General features: G+C 71.4%; 17 protein-coding genes. 9 read left to right on the top strand and 8 right to left on the bottom strand.

The features are described from left to right. Positions 1 to 8: 8 nt before the first annotated feature. From IPQ09_13950 to IPQ09_13935, 4 genes are all read right to left on the bottom strand, one after another. The gene (locus IPQ09_13950) at positions 9 to 2,807 is read right to left on the bottom strand and encodes a fused MFS/spermidine synthase (protein MBL0195306.1); all 2,799 of its coding nucleotides are present in this window, start codon (positions 2,805 to 2,807) and stop codon (positions 9 to 11) included. Positions 2,808 to 2,893: 86 nt separating this feature from the next. Continuing rightward, complete coding sequence (locus tag IPQ09_13945; GenBank protein ID MBL0195305.1) at positions 2,894 to 3,715, bottom strand: hypothetical protein; 822 nt, start codon at positions 3,713 to 3,715, stop codon at positions 2,894 to 2,896. 30 nt (positions 3,716 to 3,745) lie between these two features. Beyond that, complete coding sequence (locus IPQ09_13940; GenBank protein ID MBL0195304.1) at positions 3,746 to 4,891, bottom strand: CoA transferase; 1,146 nt, start codon at positions 4,889 to 4,891, stop codon at positions 3,746 to 3,748. A 106-nt stretch (positions 4,892 to 4,997) separates the two neighbouring features. Further along, positions 4,998 to 5,327 carry an SCP2 sterol-binding domain-containing protein gene (locus IPQ09_13935; GenBank protein MBL0195303.1) on the bottom strand — a complete coding sequence of 110 codons (330 nt, stop codon included), beginning with the start codon at positions 5,325 to 5,327 and terminating at the stop codon, positions 4,998 to 5,000. Between the two features lie 185 nt (positions 5,328 to 5,512). On the opposite strand from IPQ09_13935, the gene aceK reads away from it, so the two are divergent. Genes aceK through IPQ09_13920 form a run of 3 tightly spaced genes read left to right on the top strand, consistent with a single transcriptional unit; the run spans position 5,513 to position 9,268 of the window. Next, on the top strand, positions 5,513 to 7,270 hold the full coding sequence (gene aceK / locus IPQ09_13930; protein MBL0195302.1) for a bifunctional isocitrate dehydrogenase kinase/phosphatase: 1,758 nt from the start codon (positions 5,513 to 5,515) through the stop codon (positions 7,268 to 7,270). Then, the gene (locus IPQ09_13925; GenBank protein ID MBL0195301.1) at positions 7,267 to 8,211 is read left to right on the top strand and encodes a cytochrome c; all 945 of its coding nucleotides are present in this window, start codon (positions 7,267 to 7,269) and stop codon (positions 8,209 to 8,211) included. Before aceK ends, IPQ09_13925 begins: the two co-directional genes overlap by 4 nt. Then, positions 8,189 to 9,268 carry a hypothetical protein gene (locus IPQ09_13920; GenBank protein MBL0195300.1) on the top strand — a complete coding sequence of 360 codons (1,080 nt, stop codon included), beginning with the start codon at positions 8,189 to 8,191 and terminating at the stop codon, positions 9,266 to 9,268. Before IPQ09_13925 ends, IPQ09_13920 begins: the two co-directional genes overlap by 23 nt. A 40-nt stretch (positions 9,269 to 9,308) precedes the next feature. Here IPQ09_13920 and IPQ09_13915 read toward each other — a convergent pair whose 3' ends face one another. After that, the gene (locus tag IPQ09_13915) at positions 9,309 to 10,583 is read right to left on the bottom strand and encodes a hypothetical protein (GenBank protein ID MBL0195299.1); all 1,275 of its coding nucleotides are present in this window, start codon (positions 10,581 to 10,583) and stop codon (positions 9,309 to 9,311) included. 92 nt (positions 10,584 to 10,675) lie between these two features. Continuing rightward, positions 10,676 to 11,314, bottom strand: a complete 639-nt coding sequence (locus IPQ09_13910) for a MarR family transcriptional regulator (protein ID MBL0195298.1) — start codon at positions 11,312 to 11,314, stop codon at positions 10,676 to 10,678. Between the two features lie 265 nt (positions 11,315 to 11,579). Here IPQ09_13910 and IPQ09_13905 point away from each other — a divergent pair, with 265 nt between their 5' ends. Both IPQ09_13905 and IPQ09_13900 read left to right on the top strand, forming a co-directional pair. After that, complete coding sequence (locus IPQ09_13905; protein ID MBL0195297.1) at positions 11,580 to 12,698, top strand: FHA domain-containing protein; 1,119 nt, start codon at positions 11,580 to 11,582, stop codon at positions 12,696 to 12,698. 10 nt (positions 12,699 to 12,708) lie between these two features. Continuing rightward, positions 12,709 to 13,104 carry a (deoxy)nucleoside triphosphate pyrophosphohydrolase gene (locus tag IPQ09_13900; GenBank protein MBL0195296.1) on the top strand — a complete coding sequence of 132 codons (396 nt, stop codon included), beginning with the start codon at positions 12,709 to 12,711 and terminating at the stop codon, positions 13,102 to 13,104. Positions 13,105 to 13,131: 27 nt separating this feature from the next. Here IPQ09_13900 and IPQ09_13895 read toward each other — a convergent pair whose 3' ends face one another. After that, the gene (locus IPQ09_13895) at positions 13,132 to 13,791 is read right to left on the bottom strand and encodes a class I SAM-dependent methyltransferase (GenBank protein MBL0195295.1); all 660 of its coding nucleotides are present in this window, start codon (positions 13,789 to 13,791) and stop codon (positions 13,132 to 13,134) included. Between the two features lie 106 nt (positions 13,792 to 13,897). Between IPQ09_13895 and IPQ09_13890 the strand changes: the two genes are divergently transcribed. The 3 genes from IPQ09_13890 to IPQ09_13880 all read left to right on the top strand — a co-directional run bounded on the left by IPQ09_13890 (position 13,898) and on the right by IPQ09_13880 (position 16,311). Further along, a complete protein-coding gene (locus IPQ09_13890) occupies positions 13,898 to 14,671 on the top strand; it encodes a DUF4328 domain-containing protein (GenBank protein ID MBL0195294.1) in 774 nt (257 codons plus the stop codon). A gap of 84 nt (positions 14,672 to 14,755) precedes the next feature. Beyond that, entirely contained in the window at positions 14,756 to 15,670 is a 915-nt protein-coding gene (glyQ, locus tag IPQ09_13885; protein ID MBL0195293.1) for a glycine--tRNA ligase subunit alpha, read from the top strand. Positions 15,671 to 15,762: 92 nt separating this feature from the next. Further along, a complete protein-coding gene (locus tag IPQ09_13880; protein MBL0195292.1) occupies positions 15,763 to 16,311 on the top strand; it encodes a uracil-DNA glycosylase in 549 nt (182 codons plus the stop codon). Between the two features lie 29 nt (positions 16,312 to 16,340). On the opposite strand, the gene IPQ09_13875 is transcribed toward IPQ09_13880, so the two are convergent. Then, a complete protein-coding gene (locus IPQ09_13875) occupies positions 16,341 to 17,210 on the bottom strand; it encodes an NmrA family NAD(P)-binding protein (protein ID MBL0195291.1) in 870 nt (289 codons plus the stop codon). Positions 17,211 to 17,426: 216 nt separating this feature from the next. Between IPQ09_13875 and IPQ09_13870 the strand changes: the two genes are divergently transcribed. After that, entirely contained in the window at positions 17,427 to 18,821 is a 1,395-nt protein-coding gene (locus tag IPQ09_13870; GenBank protein MBL0195290.1) for a DUF2330 domain-containing protein, read from the top strand. The last annotated feature ends 67 nt before the right edge of the window (positions 18,822 to 18,888 follow it).

The following is an 18,888-nucleotide window of genomic DNA, read 5'->3' as shown; positions in this document are numbered from 1 at the left end:
CCGCCAGGTCAGGGCGCGGCGAGCGCTCTCGCGCGGAGCGCCTCGGCGGTGTCGGGGGGGAAGGCCGTGGCGACCGACTGGGCGCGCTGAGCGACCTTGGCGACCTCGTCGGGTAGCGCCGGCGCGGCCAGCGCCGCCAGCGCTCGCGCATGCTCGTAGGACTCGAGCGCGCGCACGAGCCCGGGGTTCACCGGCATCGTCGGGGGCAAGCGCCCCGACCACCACGCGTGGCGCGCCTTGTCTTCGGCGGCGGCCCGCGTGAGGGCCCGATCGCCTTGCGCGAGCGCGCGCTCGAACAAGATGCGGCGCAAGAGGCCCGACCTGCGCGCGGGCGCGCACTGGGCGGCGGCCTCGGGGCAGCCGAGCGCGGTGAGCAGGATGCGGTCGGCCGTCACCGCGTCGCCCATGTGCTCGAGCTCGGCGCGGTACGCGAGCACGAGGTCGCCGAGGCGCCACGCGGGGTCGTCGCGGTCCATCGCGCGGCGCATGACGAGGAGCTCGGCCATGTTGCCGTCCACGGTGTTGGCGTACACGCTCCGCGGCGAGCTGAACTCGAGCCGCGGGAACGCGAGCGTATTCTTACGGCCGTGGCCGGACCAATAGAGCAGGACGTCGCGGTCGGCGATGAGGAGAGAGTCCATCTGCGCGGCCTCGTCGATGTAGATTCCCTGGAGATCGCCCTTCGCGCGCTCGAACGCGGCCGGGTTCACGCCTCCCTCGAAGGCCCCGTTGCTCCCCACGAGGAGGGTGTCGGCGAACCCGCCCGTCCAGTAGAGGCGCGCGTTCGGGAAGACGGCGATGAAGGTGCGCACGATGAGTCGGAACTCGGCCACGGTCATGTTGGCGAGCGGGAGCCAGTGCGCCATGACGCCGCCGGTGGCGAGCCGCTCGCTCGCGCGCTGGAAGAACTCGGTCGTGTAGAGCCCCGCGGCGCCGCGAAAGAACGGCTGGATTGGGTCGGAGGTGATGACGTCGTAGCGGCGATCGGTGGACGCGAGGTAGTTCAGGCCGTCGTCCACGATCATCCGGAACCCGCCGCGCTCCATCACGTGGTGGTTCCAGTCGCCGAAGCAGCGCGCGGCGTCGGCCATACGCGCCTCGAGCTCCACGAGCTCGAGCTCCTTGGGTGAGTGCTGCGTGAGCATGCCGAGCGTCATGCCGGAGCCGAGGCCGACCACGAGCGCGCGGTCCACGCGCGGCGCGAGCAGCGCGGGCAGGTGGCCGAGCAAGATCTGGTTCGCGCGATCGACGTAGGCCGTGCTCGCCTCCGGCTTGCCGTCGACCGCCATGCCGAGCTGACCGCCGAAGCTCTCGACGAGCACAGTCGAGCTCCGCCCCTCGGCGAACACCACTGTCTCCACGCGCTCCTTCCGGGGCGCCAGGTACGCTCCGTGCGCGAGGTACGCCGGTGTCCAGCCCGGCCGCGCGACGGCGAGCGCGACTCCCGCGCTGACGACCGCCAGCGACGCCGCCGCGAACGTGCGCGGCGGACGGCTCCACCCGTGCCGCGTGTACACCACCAGGCCCACGACGCCGAGGCCGGCGAGCAGCGCGAAGGTGCGCGCCGAGCCGAGCGTCGGCACGAGCACGAGCGCGGTGAGGAGCGAGCCGGCGACGGCGCCGAGCGTGTTGATTGCATAGTACACGCCGGTCTGCCGCCCGAGGTGGCCGCGCGCGAGGTAGAGCCGGCCGAGCAGCGGGAAGGTGAGCCCCGACACGGAGGCGACCGGCACGAGGGCGACGACGCACAACACCGCCGAGCCCAGCAGCGCGCCGTCCCACCCCGGGACCGCCGCCCGTAGCGCGTTGAAGAGCGCCGGCGTCTTGGGCAAGAGCGCAAACTGCAGCGCGAGCAGCCCCACGAGCGCGAGCTGACATTGCGCCAGGCGTCTCGGGACCTCCTCGTCGCTCCCCGCCGCGCCCGTGGTCCCCACGGCGGCCTTGGCCGAGCGAAGCCCGCCGAGGCCGATCCCCAGCACGTACGAGGCCACCACGAGCGTGAAGACGTACGTCGTGCTCCCGAGCGTGATCCGCAGGAGGCGAATCCACACGACCTCGAGGCCGAGGGTCGCGAAGCCCGAGAGGAAGGCGAGCAGGTGCAGGACGCGCAGGTCGAGCGCCCGCGGCTCTTCTCGCGCGGGCGTCCTGGCAGGCGTCGGGGCCGGGATCTCGGTCGTCGCGTCGGTCGTCGCGTCGGCCATCGCGTCGGCGTTGTCTCCGCTCGCGACGGGCGAGCGCGTCCCTCGGTGCACGAACAGCACCACCAGCGCCACGACGAGGTTGCCCATCACCGCGACGATGTTGCTCAGCTGGAGCCCCAGCTTGGGGATCAGCACGAACCCGGCGCCCAGGCAGCCCACCGCGGCCCCCACCGTGTTGAGCCCGTACAAGCGCCCCAGCGTCTCCTCGTGGCGGAGGCGCTCGCCCGCGGACCACGCCATGACGAGCGGGATCGTGCCGCCCATGAGCAGGGTGGGCGCGAGCAGGAAGACCATCGCGGCGGCGCCTCGCACCGCGGGCGGCATCCCGAGCACGCGCTCGGCGAGCAGAGGGAACGCGAGCGCGAGCAGCCCGACGCCGAGCTCCACGAACGCGTAGTCGCGGAGCGGCGCCGCGCTGCGGCGCGAGTAGCCTCCGAAGAGCCACGCGCCGAGCGCGAGCCCGCCCATGTACGCGGTGAGCACCGCGCTGGTGGCCATCGCGCTCCCGCCGAGCACCGTGACCAGCCAGCGGCCCCACACGACCTCGTAGGCGAGGGCGCACGCGCCGGAGAGCGCGAAGAGGGCTTGGATGACGCGCCACCGCATGGACTGCTCAGGGTACACGACGCGGGAGGAAGGGGACCGTGCCCGATCGGGGCTCATTCTTGCGCCTCGGCAGTCTCGGCAGGGGATCACCCCCGGAGCGCGGCGAGGAGCCCCTCGGCCTCTGCGAGGTCGTCTCTCATGGCCTCGACGCGGGCCTCGGCGGCCGCGAGGTCGTCGCGGTAGCCGCTCGCCGCGTGCGTCGCTGCGACGCGCCTTGCGGCGGCCTCGACCGCTGCGCCGTTCTCGTTTCGCACGACCGCCTCGCGGAGCTCTCGCGTGCGCTCGCTCTCCAAAGCCGCGCGCTCGGTCACCGCGCGGATCGCGGCGGCGTCGTGCACGTCGTGGCGATCGAGCAGCTCGATTGGGGTCTGCGCGACCTCGCGGAAGTGGGCCTCCCGAAGGGTGTACCCGTCGAGATCGCGCCCGACGACGTCGATGAACCTGTCCGCGACCTCGACCCGGCGTGAGACCAGCGCGTCGTAATCGACCTGCAGGACTACCTCCGCGAGCGCCGCTCCCAGCTTCGTCGCGAATCGTTCTTGTACGGCGAGGAGCTCGCAGGTTCGGCCAGCGCCAAGCGCCCGCGCGGCGAGGAGCACGTCCTCCGCCGTGGGGTTCACCGCCAAGCTCGCGGCGAAGACGACGTCGGCGCGGAGGCGATCGCAGCACCGGAGGGAGCTCCGACCCCGTCGGTCGAGCACGATCTCCTTGGCCGAGAGATCGACGACCTCGTGCGACTGAAACGGCAGGACGAGCCTGCCCTTGAACGAGACCTGGGGTTCTCGGCCGGGCGCGTACACCACCAGCGCCTCGCTCGCGCGCACCTGCACCAGCGAGAACCGAACGATGAGCGCGAAGAGGCCTAGCGACACCACCATCGCACCGAACGCGACCGCCACAAGCCCCATGACGCGACGCTACCACGGCGTGGGCCGCGGCTACCGCGCCGTGGCCGCCGCGATCCGCTCCTCGCTGAGCCCCGCCTCGCGCAGGATCTCCACCGTGTGCTCGCCTTGCCCCGGCGGCGCGGTGTGCGCCTTGTCGCGCGGGGTGAGCGGGAGGCGCAGCTGGGGGATCGGGCCGCCCTTCGTGTCGAGCTCGAAGAACACCCCGCGCGCGCGGAGGTGCGGATCGGCCGCCGCCTCTTCCGGCGTGAGCACGGGCTCGAGGCACACGTCGCGTTCGCTTGCAAACTGCACCCACTCGTCGCGGGTGCGCTCGGCGAACAGGGCCGCGACGCGGGCCTTGAGCTCCACCTGGTGGGGCCCGGACATGAGCGCCCCCATGTCGGGCTCGAGGCCCACGGCGGCGCAGAAGCCGAGCCAGAACTTGGGCTCGAGGGCGGCCAAGGTCATCGCCTTGCCGTCCTTCGTGGCGTAGGTGCCGTACGGGGCGATGCCACCCGTCAGCGCGTCGCCGCCGGGCAGCGCGGTCTGGCCCGCGAGCGAGGCCGCGTACCCGAGCGTGGCGAAGCCGAGGCTGGTCTCCACCATCGCCACGTCGACCACCTGCCCCTCACCCGTGCGCTCGCGCTCGTAGAGCGCCCCGAGGATGCCCAGCACGCTCCACAGCCCGCCGCTCACGTCGGCGAGCTGCACGCCGGGCACCTGCGGCGGACCCTCGGCGGGGCCCTGGAAGCCGAGCAGCCCCGCCCGCGCCAGGTAGTTCAGATCGTGCCCCGCGCGCTTCGCCAGCGGGCCGTCTTGGCCGTAGCCCGTGAGCGCGCACACCACGAGGCGCGGGTTCTCCGCCAGGAGCGAGGCGTGCGACAGGCCGAGCTTGTCGAGCACGCCGGGGCGAAATTGTTCGAACACCACGTCGTAGCCCTTCACGAGCTCGCGGAACGCGTCGCGCGCGGCCGGGCGCTTCAGGTCGAGCACCACGCTCCGCTTGTTTCGGTTCAGCGCCAGGAACAGCGCCGACTGCTCGCCGATCATCGGCGGCATATGTCGGATGTAATCGCCACCTTGCGCGTCCTCGAGCTTGTCGACCTGCGCGCCCAGATCGGCGAGCACGAGGGAGGCGAACGGGCCAGGGAGCAGGCGCGTGAGGTCGAGGACCTTGACGCCTTGGAGGGGCTGCATGGGCCGAGTCTCTGGCGAAGGCCGCCCGCGCGCCATGAAAAAAGCCCCGCGGCGATCGAGTCGCGCGGGGCCTTCTCTCCGTGAGCTCGGGTGAGCTCGACTCAGCTCACTTGTAGCCGAAGAGCTTCTGGAGCTTCATGGCGAGCACCTGGTTGCCCGCGACCTTGAGCTTGCCCGCGAAATAGAGCTGCATGCCGTTCGCCTGGGGGTTCTCGATGAGCTTCTGGAAGTCCTCGGCGGCGATCGTGATCGTGCAGTCGGCGGGGCCGTTGCCGGCGACGCAGGACGGGCCGGTGGCCGACACGTCGATGGACCACTCGCCCTCGTCCGTGATGTTCATCTGGTACTTCGCGCCGATGGTCTTCGCGTCCTCCGCGTTCTTGGCGAGCGACGCCGGGAGCTCCTCGTTGAACAGCTTCTTGATATCGACGGCCATGACGTTCTCCTGCACGGGTGGGTACGACCCTTGGTCGGGGACGCGTTCGAGAATGAATCGCGGTTCAGTTGGCTACACGCCTCCCGCCACGGCGTCAAGCGAGTCGGCCTCGCGCGCCCGGGCGGTGAGCCCCGTGGTCCGCGAGCGGCGCGCGGGCCGCGCGGCGGCTCTGCTACCTTGGCGCGATGAGCGACAGCCTCGTCCTCGACATCGCGCAGACCATCCTCGACGGCTTCGACCGCCACTACAGCCTCTTCCGCGAGCTCTCGCGTGGCGCCCGCGGGCGCTTCGTGCGGGGCGACTGGGCGGCCGTGCGCGAGGCGGTGCGGACCCGCATCGACATGTACGACGCGCGGGTGCGCGAGGCCGTCGAGGGCGTGCGCGCGCGCTTCGGCGACGCCGCGGCGGACGACGCGCTCTTCCGCGAGGTGAAGGTCGCGTACATCGGTCTCCTCTACGAGCACAAGCAGCCCGAGTGCGCCGAGACCTTCTACAACTCGGTGGCGACGCGGGTGCTCGACGCCACCTACCAACAGAACGACCGCATCTTCTCGCGGCCGGCCATCTCTACCGAGCACATCGAGCCCGACGAGCCCACCTACCGCTGCTACTACCCGCGCAGCGTCGACCTCGAGGGCACGCTCCGGCGGGTGTTGCTGGACACGGGCCTCGGGCAGGAGTCGCGCGGCTTCGAGGACCTCGAGCGCGACACCGGCTACCTCATGCGGGTCGTCGCCGAGCACTTCCCCGAGGGCTGGCAGCACGCCGAGAACTTCCAACTCCACGTGCTCCGGTCCCCGTTCTTCCGCGGCAGCGCCGCCTACGTGGTTGGGCGCGCCCTCCGCGGCAACGTCGTGGTGCCGTTCGTCGTGCCGCTCCGCCGCAGCCCGCGCGGCGAGATCGTGGTCGACACCATCCTGCTCGACACCAAAGAAGTGGGGCGGCTCTTCAGCCTCGCGCGCGACTACTTCATGGTCGACATGGAGGTGCCGTCGGCCTACGTGGCGTTCCTCGAGACCGTGGTGCCGCGGCGCACGCGCTCGGAGCTCTACACGCTCGTGGGCCTCCAGAAGCAGGGAAAGACCCTGCTGTTTCGCGATCTCTTCTGGCACCTCAAGCACTCGAGCGATCCGTTCGTCGTCGCCCCCGGCACGCGCGGGATGGTCATGCTCGTGTTCTCGCTGCCGTCCTTCCCGTACGTGTTCAAGGTCATTCGCGACTGGTTTCAGCCCCCGAAGGACGCGGATCGCGAGCTCGTCGAGGAGCGGTATCGCCTGGTGAAGCACCACGACCGCGCGGGCCGCATGTCCGACTCGCTCGAGTACGTGAACCTGCGCTTCCCGCGAGACCGCTTCGACCCCGAGCTCCTCGAGGAGATGAGGCAGCTCACGCCCACGACCGTGGAAATCGGCGACACTCACGTGTTGGTCAAGCACCTTTACATCGAGCGCCGCCTCGCGCCGCTCGACATGGTCGTGGCCACCGCCGACGAAGAGCGCCTGCGTCGGGTGCTCGGCGAGTACGGCGCCGCCATCAAGGAGCTCGCCGCCGTGAACATCTTCCCTGGCGATCTCATGCTGAAGAACTTCGGCGTCACGCGCTTTGGCCGGGTCATCTTCTACGACTACGACGAGATCGTGTATCTAACCGACTGCCGCTTTAGGACCATGCCCAAGGCGCGCGACGACGCCGACGAGTACGCCGGCGAGCCTTGGTATTCGGTCGAGCCGAACGACGTGTTCCCGGAGCAGTTTCCGCAGTTCTTGCTGCCGCCCGGGCGCCCTCGGCAGATCTTCCTCGAGCTCCACAAAGACCTCGCCGAGGCTTGGTATTGGATAGCCCAGCAAGACAAGCTCCGCGCAGGTGAGCCCGAGGAGTCGCCGCCGTACCCCGACTCGATCCGCTTCGCGCGCCGGTTCGCCAAGCCCTCCGTGATGCCGTGACGGCTCACGCGCGCGGGCACCGCGCGAGGCGCGCCCTGGTCGCGGCGCTCGGGTGCGCCCTCGCCGCGTGCTCGAAGGACCCCCCCGCGCCGTCGTCGTCAGCGCCGTCGTCGTCAGCGCCGTCGTCGTCAGCGCCGTCGTCGTCAGCGCCGTCGTCGGCCGACGCGAAGCTCGCGTTCGTGGTCGAGGGCCGGCCGGCGCGGGAGCTGACCCTGGCGGAGCTGCGCCGCGAGATCCCCACCGAGACCCTCACGGTGTTCGACCCGTATTACAAGAAGCCCAAGACCTTCCGCGCGCTCCGCTTCGCGGAAGTGCTGCGCGTGGGCTTCGAGGGGGCCAAAGGGACGGCCGACGCGGGCGGCGCGCCGAGCGAGCTCCTGCTCCGCGCGAAGGACGGCTACACGGTGCCCTTGCGGCCGCCGCTCTCCACGGAGCCGGGCGCGTATCTCGCGTACGAGGACGTCGAGGTGCCGGGGTGGGAGCCCATCGGCCCGCAGCGCGCGAACCCCGCGCCGTTCTACCTCGTGTGGCGCGAGCCGGGGCAGCAGAACCTGGAGACCCACCCGCGGCCCTGGCAGCTCGCCACGATCGAGCGCGCGAGCTTCGAGCGCACGTTCCCGCACACGGTGCCCACGGGCGCGCCGCCGGGCTCGCTGGCGGTCGTAGGGTTCGGCCTGTTTCGCGACCGGTGCGTGCGGTGTCACGCGATCAACCGCGAGGGCGGCCGCGTGGGGCCCGAGCTAAACGTGCCAAAGAACGTGCTCGAGTACCGCACCGTGGCCGAGGTGAAGACCTACATTCGTGATCCGCTGTCGCTCCGCTATGGCAACATGCCCCCGCACCCCGATCTGCGCGAGGCCGATCTCGACGCGCTCGTGGGGTATCTCGAGGTCATGAAAGCGCGCAAGTTCGACCCCGATGGCCAGCCAAAGAAGCCCTGAGCCTCCCTCGAAGGTAGCCACCGCCGAGCTCCGCGCGCGGCTCGCGCAGGTCGTACCCGAGCTCGCCGCGCTCGCGGCGCGCGGTCTGCCCGGCGCGGTCTCGCCCACAAGCGGCGCGTCCTACGCCGTGACGGGGGTAGGCGGGAGCGCGGGGCCGGCGAGGCTGCTCGTCGCGACCCTCCGCTCGCTCGGGCTCCGCGCGCGCTTCGTGCCCCTCTCCGCGTTCGTCCACGGCGGCGTGGTGGCGCGCGCGGCGGGCGCGGCGGGCCAGACGGGAGAGGCTGGGGAGACCCTCTGCGTGTTCTCTCAGGGGCTCTCTCCCAACGCGCGCCTGGCCCTCGCGAGCGCTTCGAGCTTCGCGAGCGCCTCCCTCTTCACGAGCGAGCCGGCCTCGTCGCCGCTCCTCGAAGGCTTCGTCGCGCGCGGAGGGCGCGTGCTCACGCTCGCTCCCGCGGAAGAGTCGGGCACGCTGCTGCGCGTCGTGGGGCCGCCGGTCGCGATGCTCGCGGCGGTGCTCTTCGCCCACGAGGTGGCGGGGGCGCCGCTGCCCGCCGCCGCGCTCGCCGCCCTGCCGTCGGAGCTCGAGGCCGCCGCGGCGGGCGCGCGGGCGGCGATCGCCGCGCTCCCAAGGTTCGCGCTGGCCGCGGGCACGCGCGTCGCGTTCGTGACGTCGGGCGAGGCGGGGGAGCGAGGGCTCGACTGTGGCCTCGGCCTCAAGTGGGTCGAGGGCCTTGGCGTGGACGAGCCGCCCACGTGGGACGTGCTCGAGATCGCCCACGGGCCGTTTCATGCATTCTACACAGAGACGCGGCTGCTCGTGACCCTGGGCGACAGCGCCCTCTACGACCGGCTGGAGGCGATGCTCGTGCCCGAGCGCCACGCTCTGCTGCGGCTGCCCACGCGCGCCGACGCACCCCTCGCGAGGCTGGCGCTCGAGCCGGCGGTGAACGAGCTCCTCATCGCGGCCTTCGAGCGGGCCCCGCGGGACCTCGCCGAGTGGCCCTCGAAGGGGCTCGACGCGCCGCTCTACGCGATCGACGCGGCGCTCCGCCGCTGAACGCGGTCCCCTTGTCGTCGGCCCCCGGAGAGCGCGCCGATCACACCGCGGCGTCGCGCCGCCTTCCGCCGCCCCCGAACGTCTCCTCGAGAAAGCGCGCGGAGAGCTCGGGGCCGTCCCAGGCCTCGCAGACGCGCTGGAAGGCGCGCGCCGCGGCGTGGGCGCCCTCGTCGTCGAGCAGGCGCCGCACGGCCGCGACCACGTCCTCGGGCCCAAGTTGGCGCTTGTGAAGGTGCACGGCGAAGCCCTTCCTGACGAGACAGCCGAGGTTGTACTCCTGCTCGGGATTCCCGTTGGGGATCCCCACGATGGGCGTTCCGGCGAGACAGGCGGTGAGCAAGGTGCCAATGCCGCCGTGAAGCACGGAGACCCGCGCCATCGCGTTCACGCGCTCCGCGGGGACCCACCCCGTGATGGTCACGTTCGGCGGAACCGTGGACCGATCGGAGAGCAGCGCGCCGACCGGCGCGATCACGCGGTAGGGCTGGCCGGCGAACGCGGCGAGCGTGTCCTTCACCACGCGCTCGAGGCCCGAGCTCCCCATGGCGAAGTACACGATGGGCAGGTCGCGAGGCAGCTCGGTGATCTCCTTCGGGATGGGCACGTCGAGCCTCCCGATGAGCGGCCCCACGAAGCGGCAGCGGCCGGCCAGGCGCGGTGGGATGGGCGTCTCGGAGAGCCCCTCGGGCTCGGCGAGGAGCGTGTAGTCTCCCTCGAACATCCCGGAGCCCCGCAGAGGCGGGAGCCCGTAGCGCCCGCCCACGCGGTTCAGGCCCTTCGCCCATAGCGCGTACCCGACCGGGGTGAGCCAGCTGCCCAGCCGATCGCGGAGACCCTTCGGCACGAGCCGGGTGGGCGCGAAGTCGGCGAAGTCGGGCCAGCCCCCGTACTTGGCGGCGTGCTCGAGAAACCATGTCGACTGCGCGATCCAGACCAGCGGCACCTTCGCCACGCGGGCGGAGACCGACACGGAGAGGCAGAACCCGGTGACGACCGCGACAGGGGCCAGGCGCTCGTACAGCGCGAGCTCGGACTCGACGCGCGCCGCCAGGTCGGCCTCGGTGAAGAAGTCGCCCACGGCCTCCATGCGGTCGATCTTCCAGAAGCGATCGACGGCCTCGGGGGTCAGCTGCGGAGCGAGCTCGACGATCGAGAAGCCCTCGGCCTCGATGAAGCGATGATTCCTACGCGCGCCGTCGTAACTGAGGAACACGCACTCGAACGCGCGCTTCGCGACCTTCGCGATCTCGAGCATTCGCGTCACCTCGGCGAGGTTGAGCGTCTCGGCCGCGAACACAATGAGGGGGCGTCGCATCGCGCCCATTCTGGCCCAAGGCGAGCGCTTGGGAAATGGACCGCGCGGCGCTGGCGTTCACGCGCTCCGAAGGAGGCCCGGTGCGCTCGGCCTCAGGTCTTGCGCGAGAGCGCTCGTGCGGCGCGGGCCGCCTTCATGACGGCCGCGACCACGGGCGCCGGGATGGTCTCGATGATGGCGATGAGGTCGACCGGTCCGTCGACCACGGGGAAGAGCTCGTCGCACAGCACCGCGAAGCGCTCGTACTTCGTCAGCAGCTGATCGAGGCGGTCGCGCAGGCGGTCAGCCTCGGCGCCCTCGGCGTCGCCCAGGAGCCCGCGCGCTCGCCGGGAGAGCGCGCACTTGTCGGCGACGACGCTGCGCAGCCGCGTGAGGTAGGCGCCGATCACCACGTCGGGGTACTTGCCCTTGAGGCCGAACGAGTCGTGCCGCGCGCCGGCCTCGCGCCGACGCTCCACGATGCCCGCGGCCTCGAGCCCGCGGAGGTTCGCGAAGATGTTGCTCTTCGCGCGCCCGAGCAGCTCCGAGAGCTCGTCCATGCTCATGGGGCCCTCGGCTAGGTACAGCGCCGCGACGATCTGCCCGCCCAGCCGCGTGATGCCCGGGAAGCTCGCCGCGATGTCGCGGCCTACGCCCTCGAGCAGCTCGGCGCGCGCCGCGAGGACCCGGGGATCGGGGCTCGCGCGGTCGCTCGGGTCGCACGCGGAGCCCTCGGTGACGCCTCTCGCCATCTCCCGCCAGGATACGCCGCGCGCGCCCGCGTCGCCTCGAAAGTTTCGCAACATGCGGAAAGGATTGTAAAAATAACGCGTCGTTCGCGCGCGCGCGGGGCCGGACTGTCAGGGGGTTGACCCCTTTTCCCAACGTCTGATACTCCCAAACAGCCGGGAGCGGGGCCCAAGCCCTCCCTTCGGCAGCCGATCGAGGTGGGCGGGGGATTCCTCCTTCGCGTGGCTTCGCCCGACAAAGCCGTCCGTTTTCCCGCGAGGAACGCCCGTGATCACGTGCCAGAAGTGCGCCAAGGAAAACCAGGAACACTACAAGTTCTGCCTCGGCTGCGGGGCCGAGCTGCCCCGCGACCCGGCGCCGCGGCCGTTCACCGCGAACACCCCGCCCCACGGCGTGGCCGCGCAGCCCCCGGCCCCTGTGTACCAGCCGCCGCCGCAGCCCGCGTACCAAGCGCCGCCGCAGCCTGCGTACCAGCCGCCGCAGCCCGTGTACCAGCCACCGCCGCAGCCCGCGTACCAAGCGGTCCCGCAGCCGACCTACCAGCCCCAGCCGGTGCCGAACTACGCCGCGGCCGCATACGCCGCGCCCGCGCCCGCGCCGGCGGCCCCGGCCGCGCCCGCGCTGAGCCCGTGTCCGCAGTGCGCCCACCCGAACGGCCCGAACAACCTCTTCTGCGGGTCGTGTGGTTTCCGGCTCACGAAGTCGCCTAGCCGCTCGTCGCTCCCCGTCGCCGCGCCGCCGGCCGCGCCCGCTCCCGGCTTCGTGCTGACAGCGCTCCGGGCCGACGGCTCGGAGGCCGGGTCGTTCACGCTCCCGACGGAGCCGCAGGTGTTCATCGGCCGCGAGACCGGCCACATCTTCGCCTCCGACAGCTACCTCTCGCCGCGCCACGCGAGCTTCACGCGCGCGGGCTCGTCCCTCATCGTGCGCGACGAGGGCTCGCTGAACGGGGTCTACCGCAAGCTCGCGCGCGACACGCCGATCGGCCTTCGCCACGGCGACGTGTTCCGCATCGGCCAGGAGATCATCCGCTTCGAGCCGATCCAAGACGAGCCCCCGTCGCCCGACGGCGTCGAGCGCCTCGGTTCGCCCGCCAAGGGCTACGTCGGCCGCATCTCGCTCATCATCGGCCGGCAGACCACGGGCAACTCGTTCCCGGTGCCGGAGGTCGGCATGCACCTCGGCCGCGAGCGCGGCGACGTGCTCTTCCCCGAGGACGGCTACGTGTCGGGCCTCCACTGCCGGCTGGCCTGGGAGAACGGCGCGCTCTCGCTCACCGATCTGGGCAGCTCGAACGGCACGTTCGTTCGCCTTCGCGAGGAGACCGAGGTCCAGGTGGGCGACGTGCTGCTCATGGGCCAGCAGCTGTTCCGCCTGAGCCTCTAAAGTGGATCGCGTGGAGCGCACGATCCGCGTCGTCGCTGCCGTGATTGAGCGCGGCGGCTCCTACCTCATCACGCAGCGCCGCGCAGCGGCGGTCCTCCCGCTGCTTTGGGAGTTTCCAGGGGGTAAGGTGGAGGAGGGCGAGACGGACGGCGACGCCCTGCGCCGCGAGGTGATGCACCGGCTCGGCGCCGAAATCACCTGCGGCAAGCTGATCTCGTTCGTAAGCCACCCGTACGAGCATTACTCGGTGGACCTGTTCCTTTACGAGTGCCACCTGCTCAGCGACACTCTCGAGGCGCGGGCCGTGAGCGACTTCAAGTGGGTCTCGAGCGGAGAGTTCGACCGCTACCCTTTCACGCCGGCCGACGAAGCCTCGATGAATAAGCTGCTCGGCGTCGGCGGATGATGCCGCCCCTCAGCGCGCTCACCGCGCTCAGCGCTTGCGCGCGAGCAGGAGCCCGTCGCCGAGCGTGAGGAACGACGTGTCCACGCGCGCGTCGGCGAAGAGCTTCGCGTTCAGCGCGCGGAGGGCCTCGGTGTCGGCGTCGCTCGATGGGCGGGTGACCGCGCCGCTCCAGAGCACGTTGTCGAACGCGACCACGCCTCCGGGTCGCAAGAGCGAGAGCGAGAGCTCGTAGTAGGTGTCGTAGGCGCTCTTGTCGGCGTCGACGAACACGAGGTCGAGGCCGTCGCGTGCCGTGTCGACGAGCGCGCGCAGCGTGGCCTCGGCGGGCCCGAGGCGGAGGTCGACCTTGTGGGCGACGCCTGCGTCCGCCCAGGCGCGTCGCGCCACCTGGGTCCACTCGTCGCTGCGATCGCAGGCGACCAGCCGACCGTGGTCGGGGAGGGCGAGGGCGACCGCGAGCGCGCTGTAGCCCATGAACGTGCCCACCTCGAGGCACCGCGTGGCGCCCAGCAGGCGCACGAGCATTCCGAGGAACGCGCCCTGATCGGCGCTGATTTGCATGCGGGCGAGGGGGTGCTTCGCGGTCTCCTCGCGGAGCGCGCGCTGCACCTCGGTCTCGCGGCTCATGGCCGCGGCGTAGGCGGCGATCTCGGCGGGGAGCAGCGATTTGTGAGGGCTCTTGGACATGCGCCGACACATGGACCGGTCCGCGAGGGAGACACAAGGAGAAATGGCGCTACACTCCTCCTCCGCGCGGGGAAGACTTCGCGCCGGAAGGACGTACGGGATCGCAATGAACGCGCCTTATGGATTCTCTCCCGCTGGGGGCATGTCGGGTCAGCACGGGGCGCAGGGGGCGCACAACCCCTACGCGGCGCCTCACGCGGCTCGCTTCCCGGGCTTCGGTCCCCCGCAGCCGACGGGACCGATCGCGTACCGCGCCCACAGCGGCGCGCTCAAGTGGGTCTACCTCGCCTCGCTGGTCGGCGGCATCGCGCTCATGGTGCTCGGCGGCGTGGCCGGCGGCGCCGGCGCGGAGGAGGTCGGCGTCGTCCTCGCCCTGCTCGGCGGTACGCTGGCGCTGTTCGGGCGCCTCGTCATCGCCCTCATGTGGACCTACTCGGCGTGGGCCGCGATCCCGGCCGACTACCGCGTCACGGGCTCGGGCAAGCGCGTGAGCCCAGGAGAGGCCGTCGGATTTCTGTTCGTCCCGCTCTACAACCTCTACTGGATGTTCGTGGTGAGCGGCGGCCTGTGCGACGCGCTCGACTACCTGCTGCGCACCTCGGGGAGCCACCGCACGGCGCCGAAGAGCCTGTCGCTCGTGTCGTGCATCTTCCAGTTCGTGCCGTACATGAACATCTTGGTCGCGCCCTTCCTGTGGTTCTTCTACATGCTGTCGTTCGACAGCGCGGCGATGGCCCTCCAGACCGCGTCGGCGTCGGGCGGCGGCGCGGGGCCCCAGGGCTTCGGCGGGGGCGGCTACGCGCCTCCTGCGGGCGGCTACGGCGCGCCCATGGGGGGCTACGGCGGCCCGCCACCCGGCTACGGCCCGCCCGCCTACTGAGCGCGCCGCGCGCGCCCGCCGCTCGCGAGCCGCGCTCGCGAGGCGCACGCGCGCCCGCGCGAACATGGTAGACCCAGGGGCGCCATGTACTTCCAAGAGCTCGTCCTCACGCTCCAAGACTTCTGGACCAAGCGCGGCTGCACGCTCGTGCAGGGCTACAACTCCGAGGTGGGCGCGGGCACGTTCAACCCGAACACGTTCCTCCGCTCGCTCGGCCCCGAGCCGTGGGCCGTGGCGTTCTGCGAGCCGTCGCGCCGCCCCACCGACGGGCGCTACGGCGACAACCCGAACCGGCTCCAGCAGTTTCACCAGTTCCAGGTGATCCTGAAGCCGGCGCCGATCGACATCCAAGATCTGTACGTGGAGTCGCTCCTGGCGCTCGGCACCAAGCCGGAGGAGCACGACGTGCGCTTCGTCGAGGACGACTGGGAGTCGCCCACCCTCGGCGCGTGGGGGCTCGGCTGGCAGGTGTGGCTCGATGGCCTAGAAATCAGCCAGTTTACGTATTTCCAGCAGGTGGGAGGCGTCGACTGTCGTCCGGTCTCGGGCGAGCTCACGTACGGCCTCGAGCGAATCTGCATGTACCTTCAAGACGTCGACTCGGTGTACGACCTCGCCTATGCGCCCGGCGTCAGCTACGGCGAGCTCGCGAAGCGCGCCGAGTGGGAGTGGAGCACCTACAACTTCGAAGAGGCCGACACCGCGGCCCACTTCGCGGCCTTCGACCACTTCGAGCGCGAGGCCAAGCGGCTGCTCGCGCGGGACGCCGATCCCCTGAAGAAGCTCGTGCTGCCCGCCTACGACTTCGTCGCGAAGGCCGCCCACCAGTTCAACGTGCTCGACGCGCGCGGCGCCATAGGGGTCACCGAGCGCGCGCGCTTCATCGGCCGGGTGCGCGGCCTCGCGAAGGGCGTGGCCGAGGCGTACTTGGCGCAGCGCGAGGCCCTCGGCTTCCCGCTGCTCGCGAGGGCCGCCGCGACCGCAGGCGCCGCCGAGTGACGACGCCGGGCCCCCACCGCGCAGAGCAAGCCCAGAAGCGGCGGCTCCTCGCGCTGCACGCCGAGCTCGACGCGTGCAAGGCCTGCCCGTCGATGATCGGGCCCGTCGTCCACGGCGCCGCCGTGGTCACCCCCGTGGTGCTCGTGGGGCAGGCCCCGGGGCCGCGCGAGGGAGGCTTCGGCCGGCCCTTCGCGTGGACCGCCGGCAAGACCCTGTTCAAGTGGTTCCACAGCGCGCTCGGGGTCGACGAGGCACGCGTGCGCGAACGCGTGTATATTGCAGCCGTTGCCCGCTGCTTCCCCGGCAAGGCGAAGGGGGGCGGCGATCGCAAGCCCGACCCTACGGAGATCGCGGCCTGCGAGCGCTACCTCGCGGGAGAGATCGCCATCCTGAAGCCGCGGCTCTTGCTGCCCGTGGGCGGCCTGGCGATCACGCAGGCGCTCGGCGAGGTGAACAAGCTCGCGGACGTGGTGGGCCAGGTCCACCGGCGCGTGGTGCACGGCGTGGAGTGCGACGTGGTGCCGCTGCCGCACCCCAGCGGCGCGTCCACCTGGCACCGCACCGAGCCGGGGAAGACCCTGCTCGGCGAGGCGCTGGCTCTCCTCGCCGCGCACCCCGCCGTGCGCGACGCGTTCGCCTGACGAGAGTCAATCCACCGGCTGCGAAGCGCTCAGCTGACGAGGCTGACGAGGCTAGGGAGCACCTCGTCGAGCGTGGTCTGGCCGTGCACGAGTCGGTCGCCCTTCGGGCCGACGTTGCCGGTGGCGAAGCCCGCGTACATCTCGGCGTAGGCGGCGGCGAACGTCGGCGGGAGGCCCGCCTCGAGGAGCGCCGGGAGGTGACCGGCCTGGGGAATGGTGACGACGTTGAGGGCCTTGCCGAGCACCGCTCCCAGCTTCGCCGCGACTTCGTTCGCGGAGTACGCCGGGCCGTGCAGGTCGACGTTCTCCGACTTCGCGGGCCGCTCCACGAGCAGCTTCGCGGCGAGCGCGCCGATGTCCTTCGTCGCGATCATGGGCATCGCGAGGTCCGCGGAGGGGGCGAAGTTCGGGTAGATGCCCGCGCCCTTCGCGGGGGCGACCGACATGCCGACGTTCTCCTGGAAGTAGCCTGCGCGGATAGCGGAGAGCTGGACGCCCGCGGCGTGCAGCAGGCCCTCAAAGTAGTGCAGGCCCTTGATGGGGCCCGTGCCCTCCGCCAGGTCGGCGCCGACCGACGAGAGCAAGACGACATGGGGGACCCCGCTCCCCTTCACGCCGGCAGCGAGCGCATCGGCCGTGGCGCGCTGCGCCGCGAAGAAGTCCGGCACCGTGAACGGAGGAGGCGGCAGGAGCGTGAAGAAGCCCTCCGCGCCCTTCAGCGCGCCCGCGACGAACGCCGAGTCGTCGAGGCTGCCGGTCGCGACCTGGGCGCCCTGCTCTGCCCACGGCTCGCCCTTCTTGGCGTCGCGCACGAGCACTTTGACCTTCTCGCCCGCCGCGAGCAGCGACTTGGCGACGACCGAACCGACATGACCCGAGACACCCGCGATGACGAACATGATGTGAGGTCCTTCTTTTTAGGAAGTGAGTGGAGCCCGCAACCTGCGGACGCCCTCCGACGTGCGCAAGGGAGCCGCGACCGATTTTGCGTGTCGCTGTGCCAGCGTGAGTCGTTGCGCCCGCGCGGGGGACCGAGTGAGACTCGAAGTGACCGAGTTCCAGCGCAACTCGCGCTTGGCACGCGTGCTGCAACGTCCTCATCAGGAGAACCTCGAATGAACCTGCGCTCCGTCCGTCGCCTCGCTCGCCTCGCTCCGCTCGCTCTCGGCCTCGCGCTCTCGGCCGGGGCCACGCTCGCCACCGAGTCCACGGCCTCCGCCTGTGGCGGGTGCTTCGTGCCCCCAGAGGACGCGACGGTCGTCACCGACCACCGGATGATCCTCTCGGTCGCGCAGGGGCAGAGCACGCTCTACGACCAGATCCGCTACCAGGGGCTCCCGCAGGAGTTCGCGTGGGTGCTCCCCATCTCGGGCGAGGCCGACGTCGGTCTCTCGGCCGACACGCTCTTCTCCACCATCGGTGGGTTCACGCAGACGAGCATCGTGGCACCTCCGCTGAACTGCCCGAGCCCGCCCTCGGGGTGCGGTGGCGGCGACTTCGAGAGCGCGTCCGCCGACTCGCGAGGCGCCGACGCGGCCGCTGGCGCGCCCGGCGTCACCGTGACCAAAGTCGAGAACGTGGGCCCCTACGCCACGGTGCAGCTGCAGTCGGAGAACGCCGAGGCGTTGAACCAGTGGCTCGCCGAGAACAAGTTCACCGTACCCGCCGACGTGAAGCCGGTGATCGCCCAGTATGTGAAGGAGCACTTCAACTTCCTCGCGATGAAGCTCCGCCCCGGCGCCAACGTGCAGGCGATGCGCCCGGTGCGCGTCACCACGAAGGGGCCGGCGGTCGTGCTGCCGCTCCGTATGGTAGCCGCGGGCACGGGCCCCGTGGTGGGCATCACGCTGTGGGTCATCGGCGACGGGCGCTACGAGACGACGAACTTCCCCTCGTTCACCATCAAGGCCGACGAGCTCCTGTGGGACTGGACCAAGAGCGAGAGCAACTACAAGGCGCTCCGCGAAGAGCGTACCGCAGCCAACAAGGGCCGCGGCTGGGAGCTCGAGAGCGCGTTCCGGCTCCCGATTGGCCAAATCCGCACCGGGCTCACCTCGCGCTTCGGTCCGCCGGGCGGGACGGGCGACTACACGGAGGTCCCCGCCACGCCGACCACACCGGCGAAGACGGCCGACCAAGTCCGCGAGGAGGACCTGGCCGTGCTCTTCAACAAGAGGAACGACGGAGACTTCTTCGTCACCCGCATGCGCTCCGACCTCGCGCACGCGGCCCTCACGGAGGACCTCGCGCTCCAGGCGGCGAAGGACCAAGCCCTCGTCTCGAACATCCGTCAGGTCACGAAGGAGCTGAACGAGCCGCTCTGCCCGGTGTACGTCGGCTGCGAGCAGACCGGCACCGCGCCCCGCAGCGAGGCGATTCGTAGCTCCACGAACCATTGCGCCGCCGCGCCGCTCGCGCCGCGCGCGGAGCAGGGGCTCGCCGCGGCCGCCGTCGGCTTCGTGGGGCTCGCCTTCGCGAGGGTCGTGCGCCGTCGCCGCAAGCAGGGCTGAGCGGTAGGCGTTCCCAAAGATCCTCCGACGGCTCGGTGCGCTGGGCGTCGCTCGTTCGCGGGCGCGC

It is taken from the genome of Myxococcales bacterium, assembly GCA_016720545.1.
Taxonomy (GTDB): domain Bacteria; phylum Myxococcota_A; class Polyangia; order Polyangiales; family Polyangiaceae; genus JAAFHV01.
The sequence above is the reverse complement of the archived record's forward strand: the minus strand, read 5'-3'. Positions and strand labels throughout refer to the sequence as shown.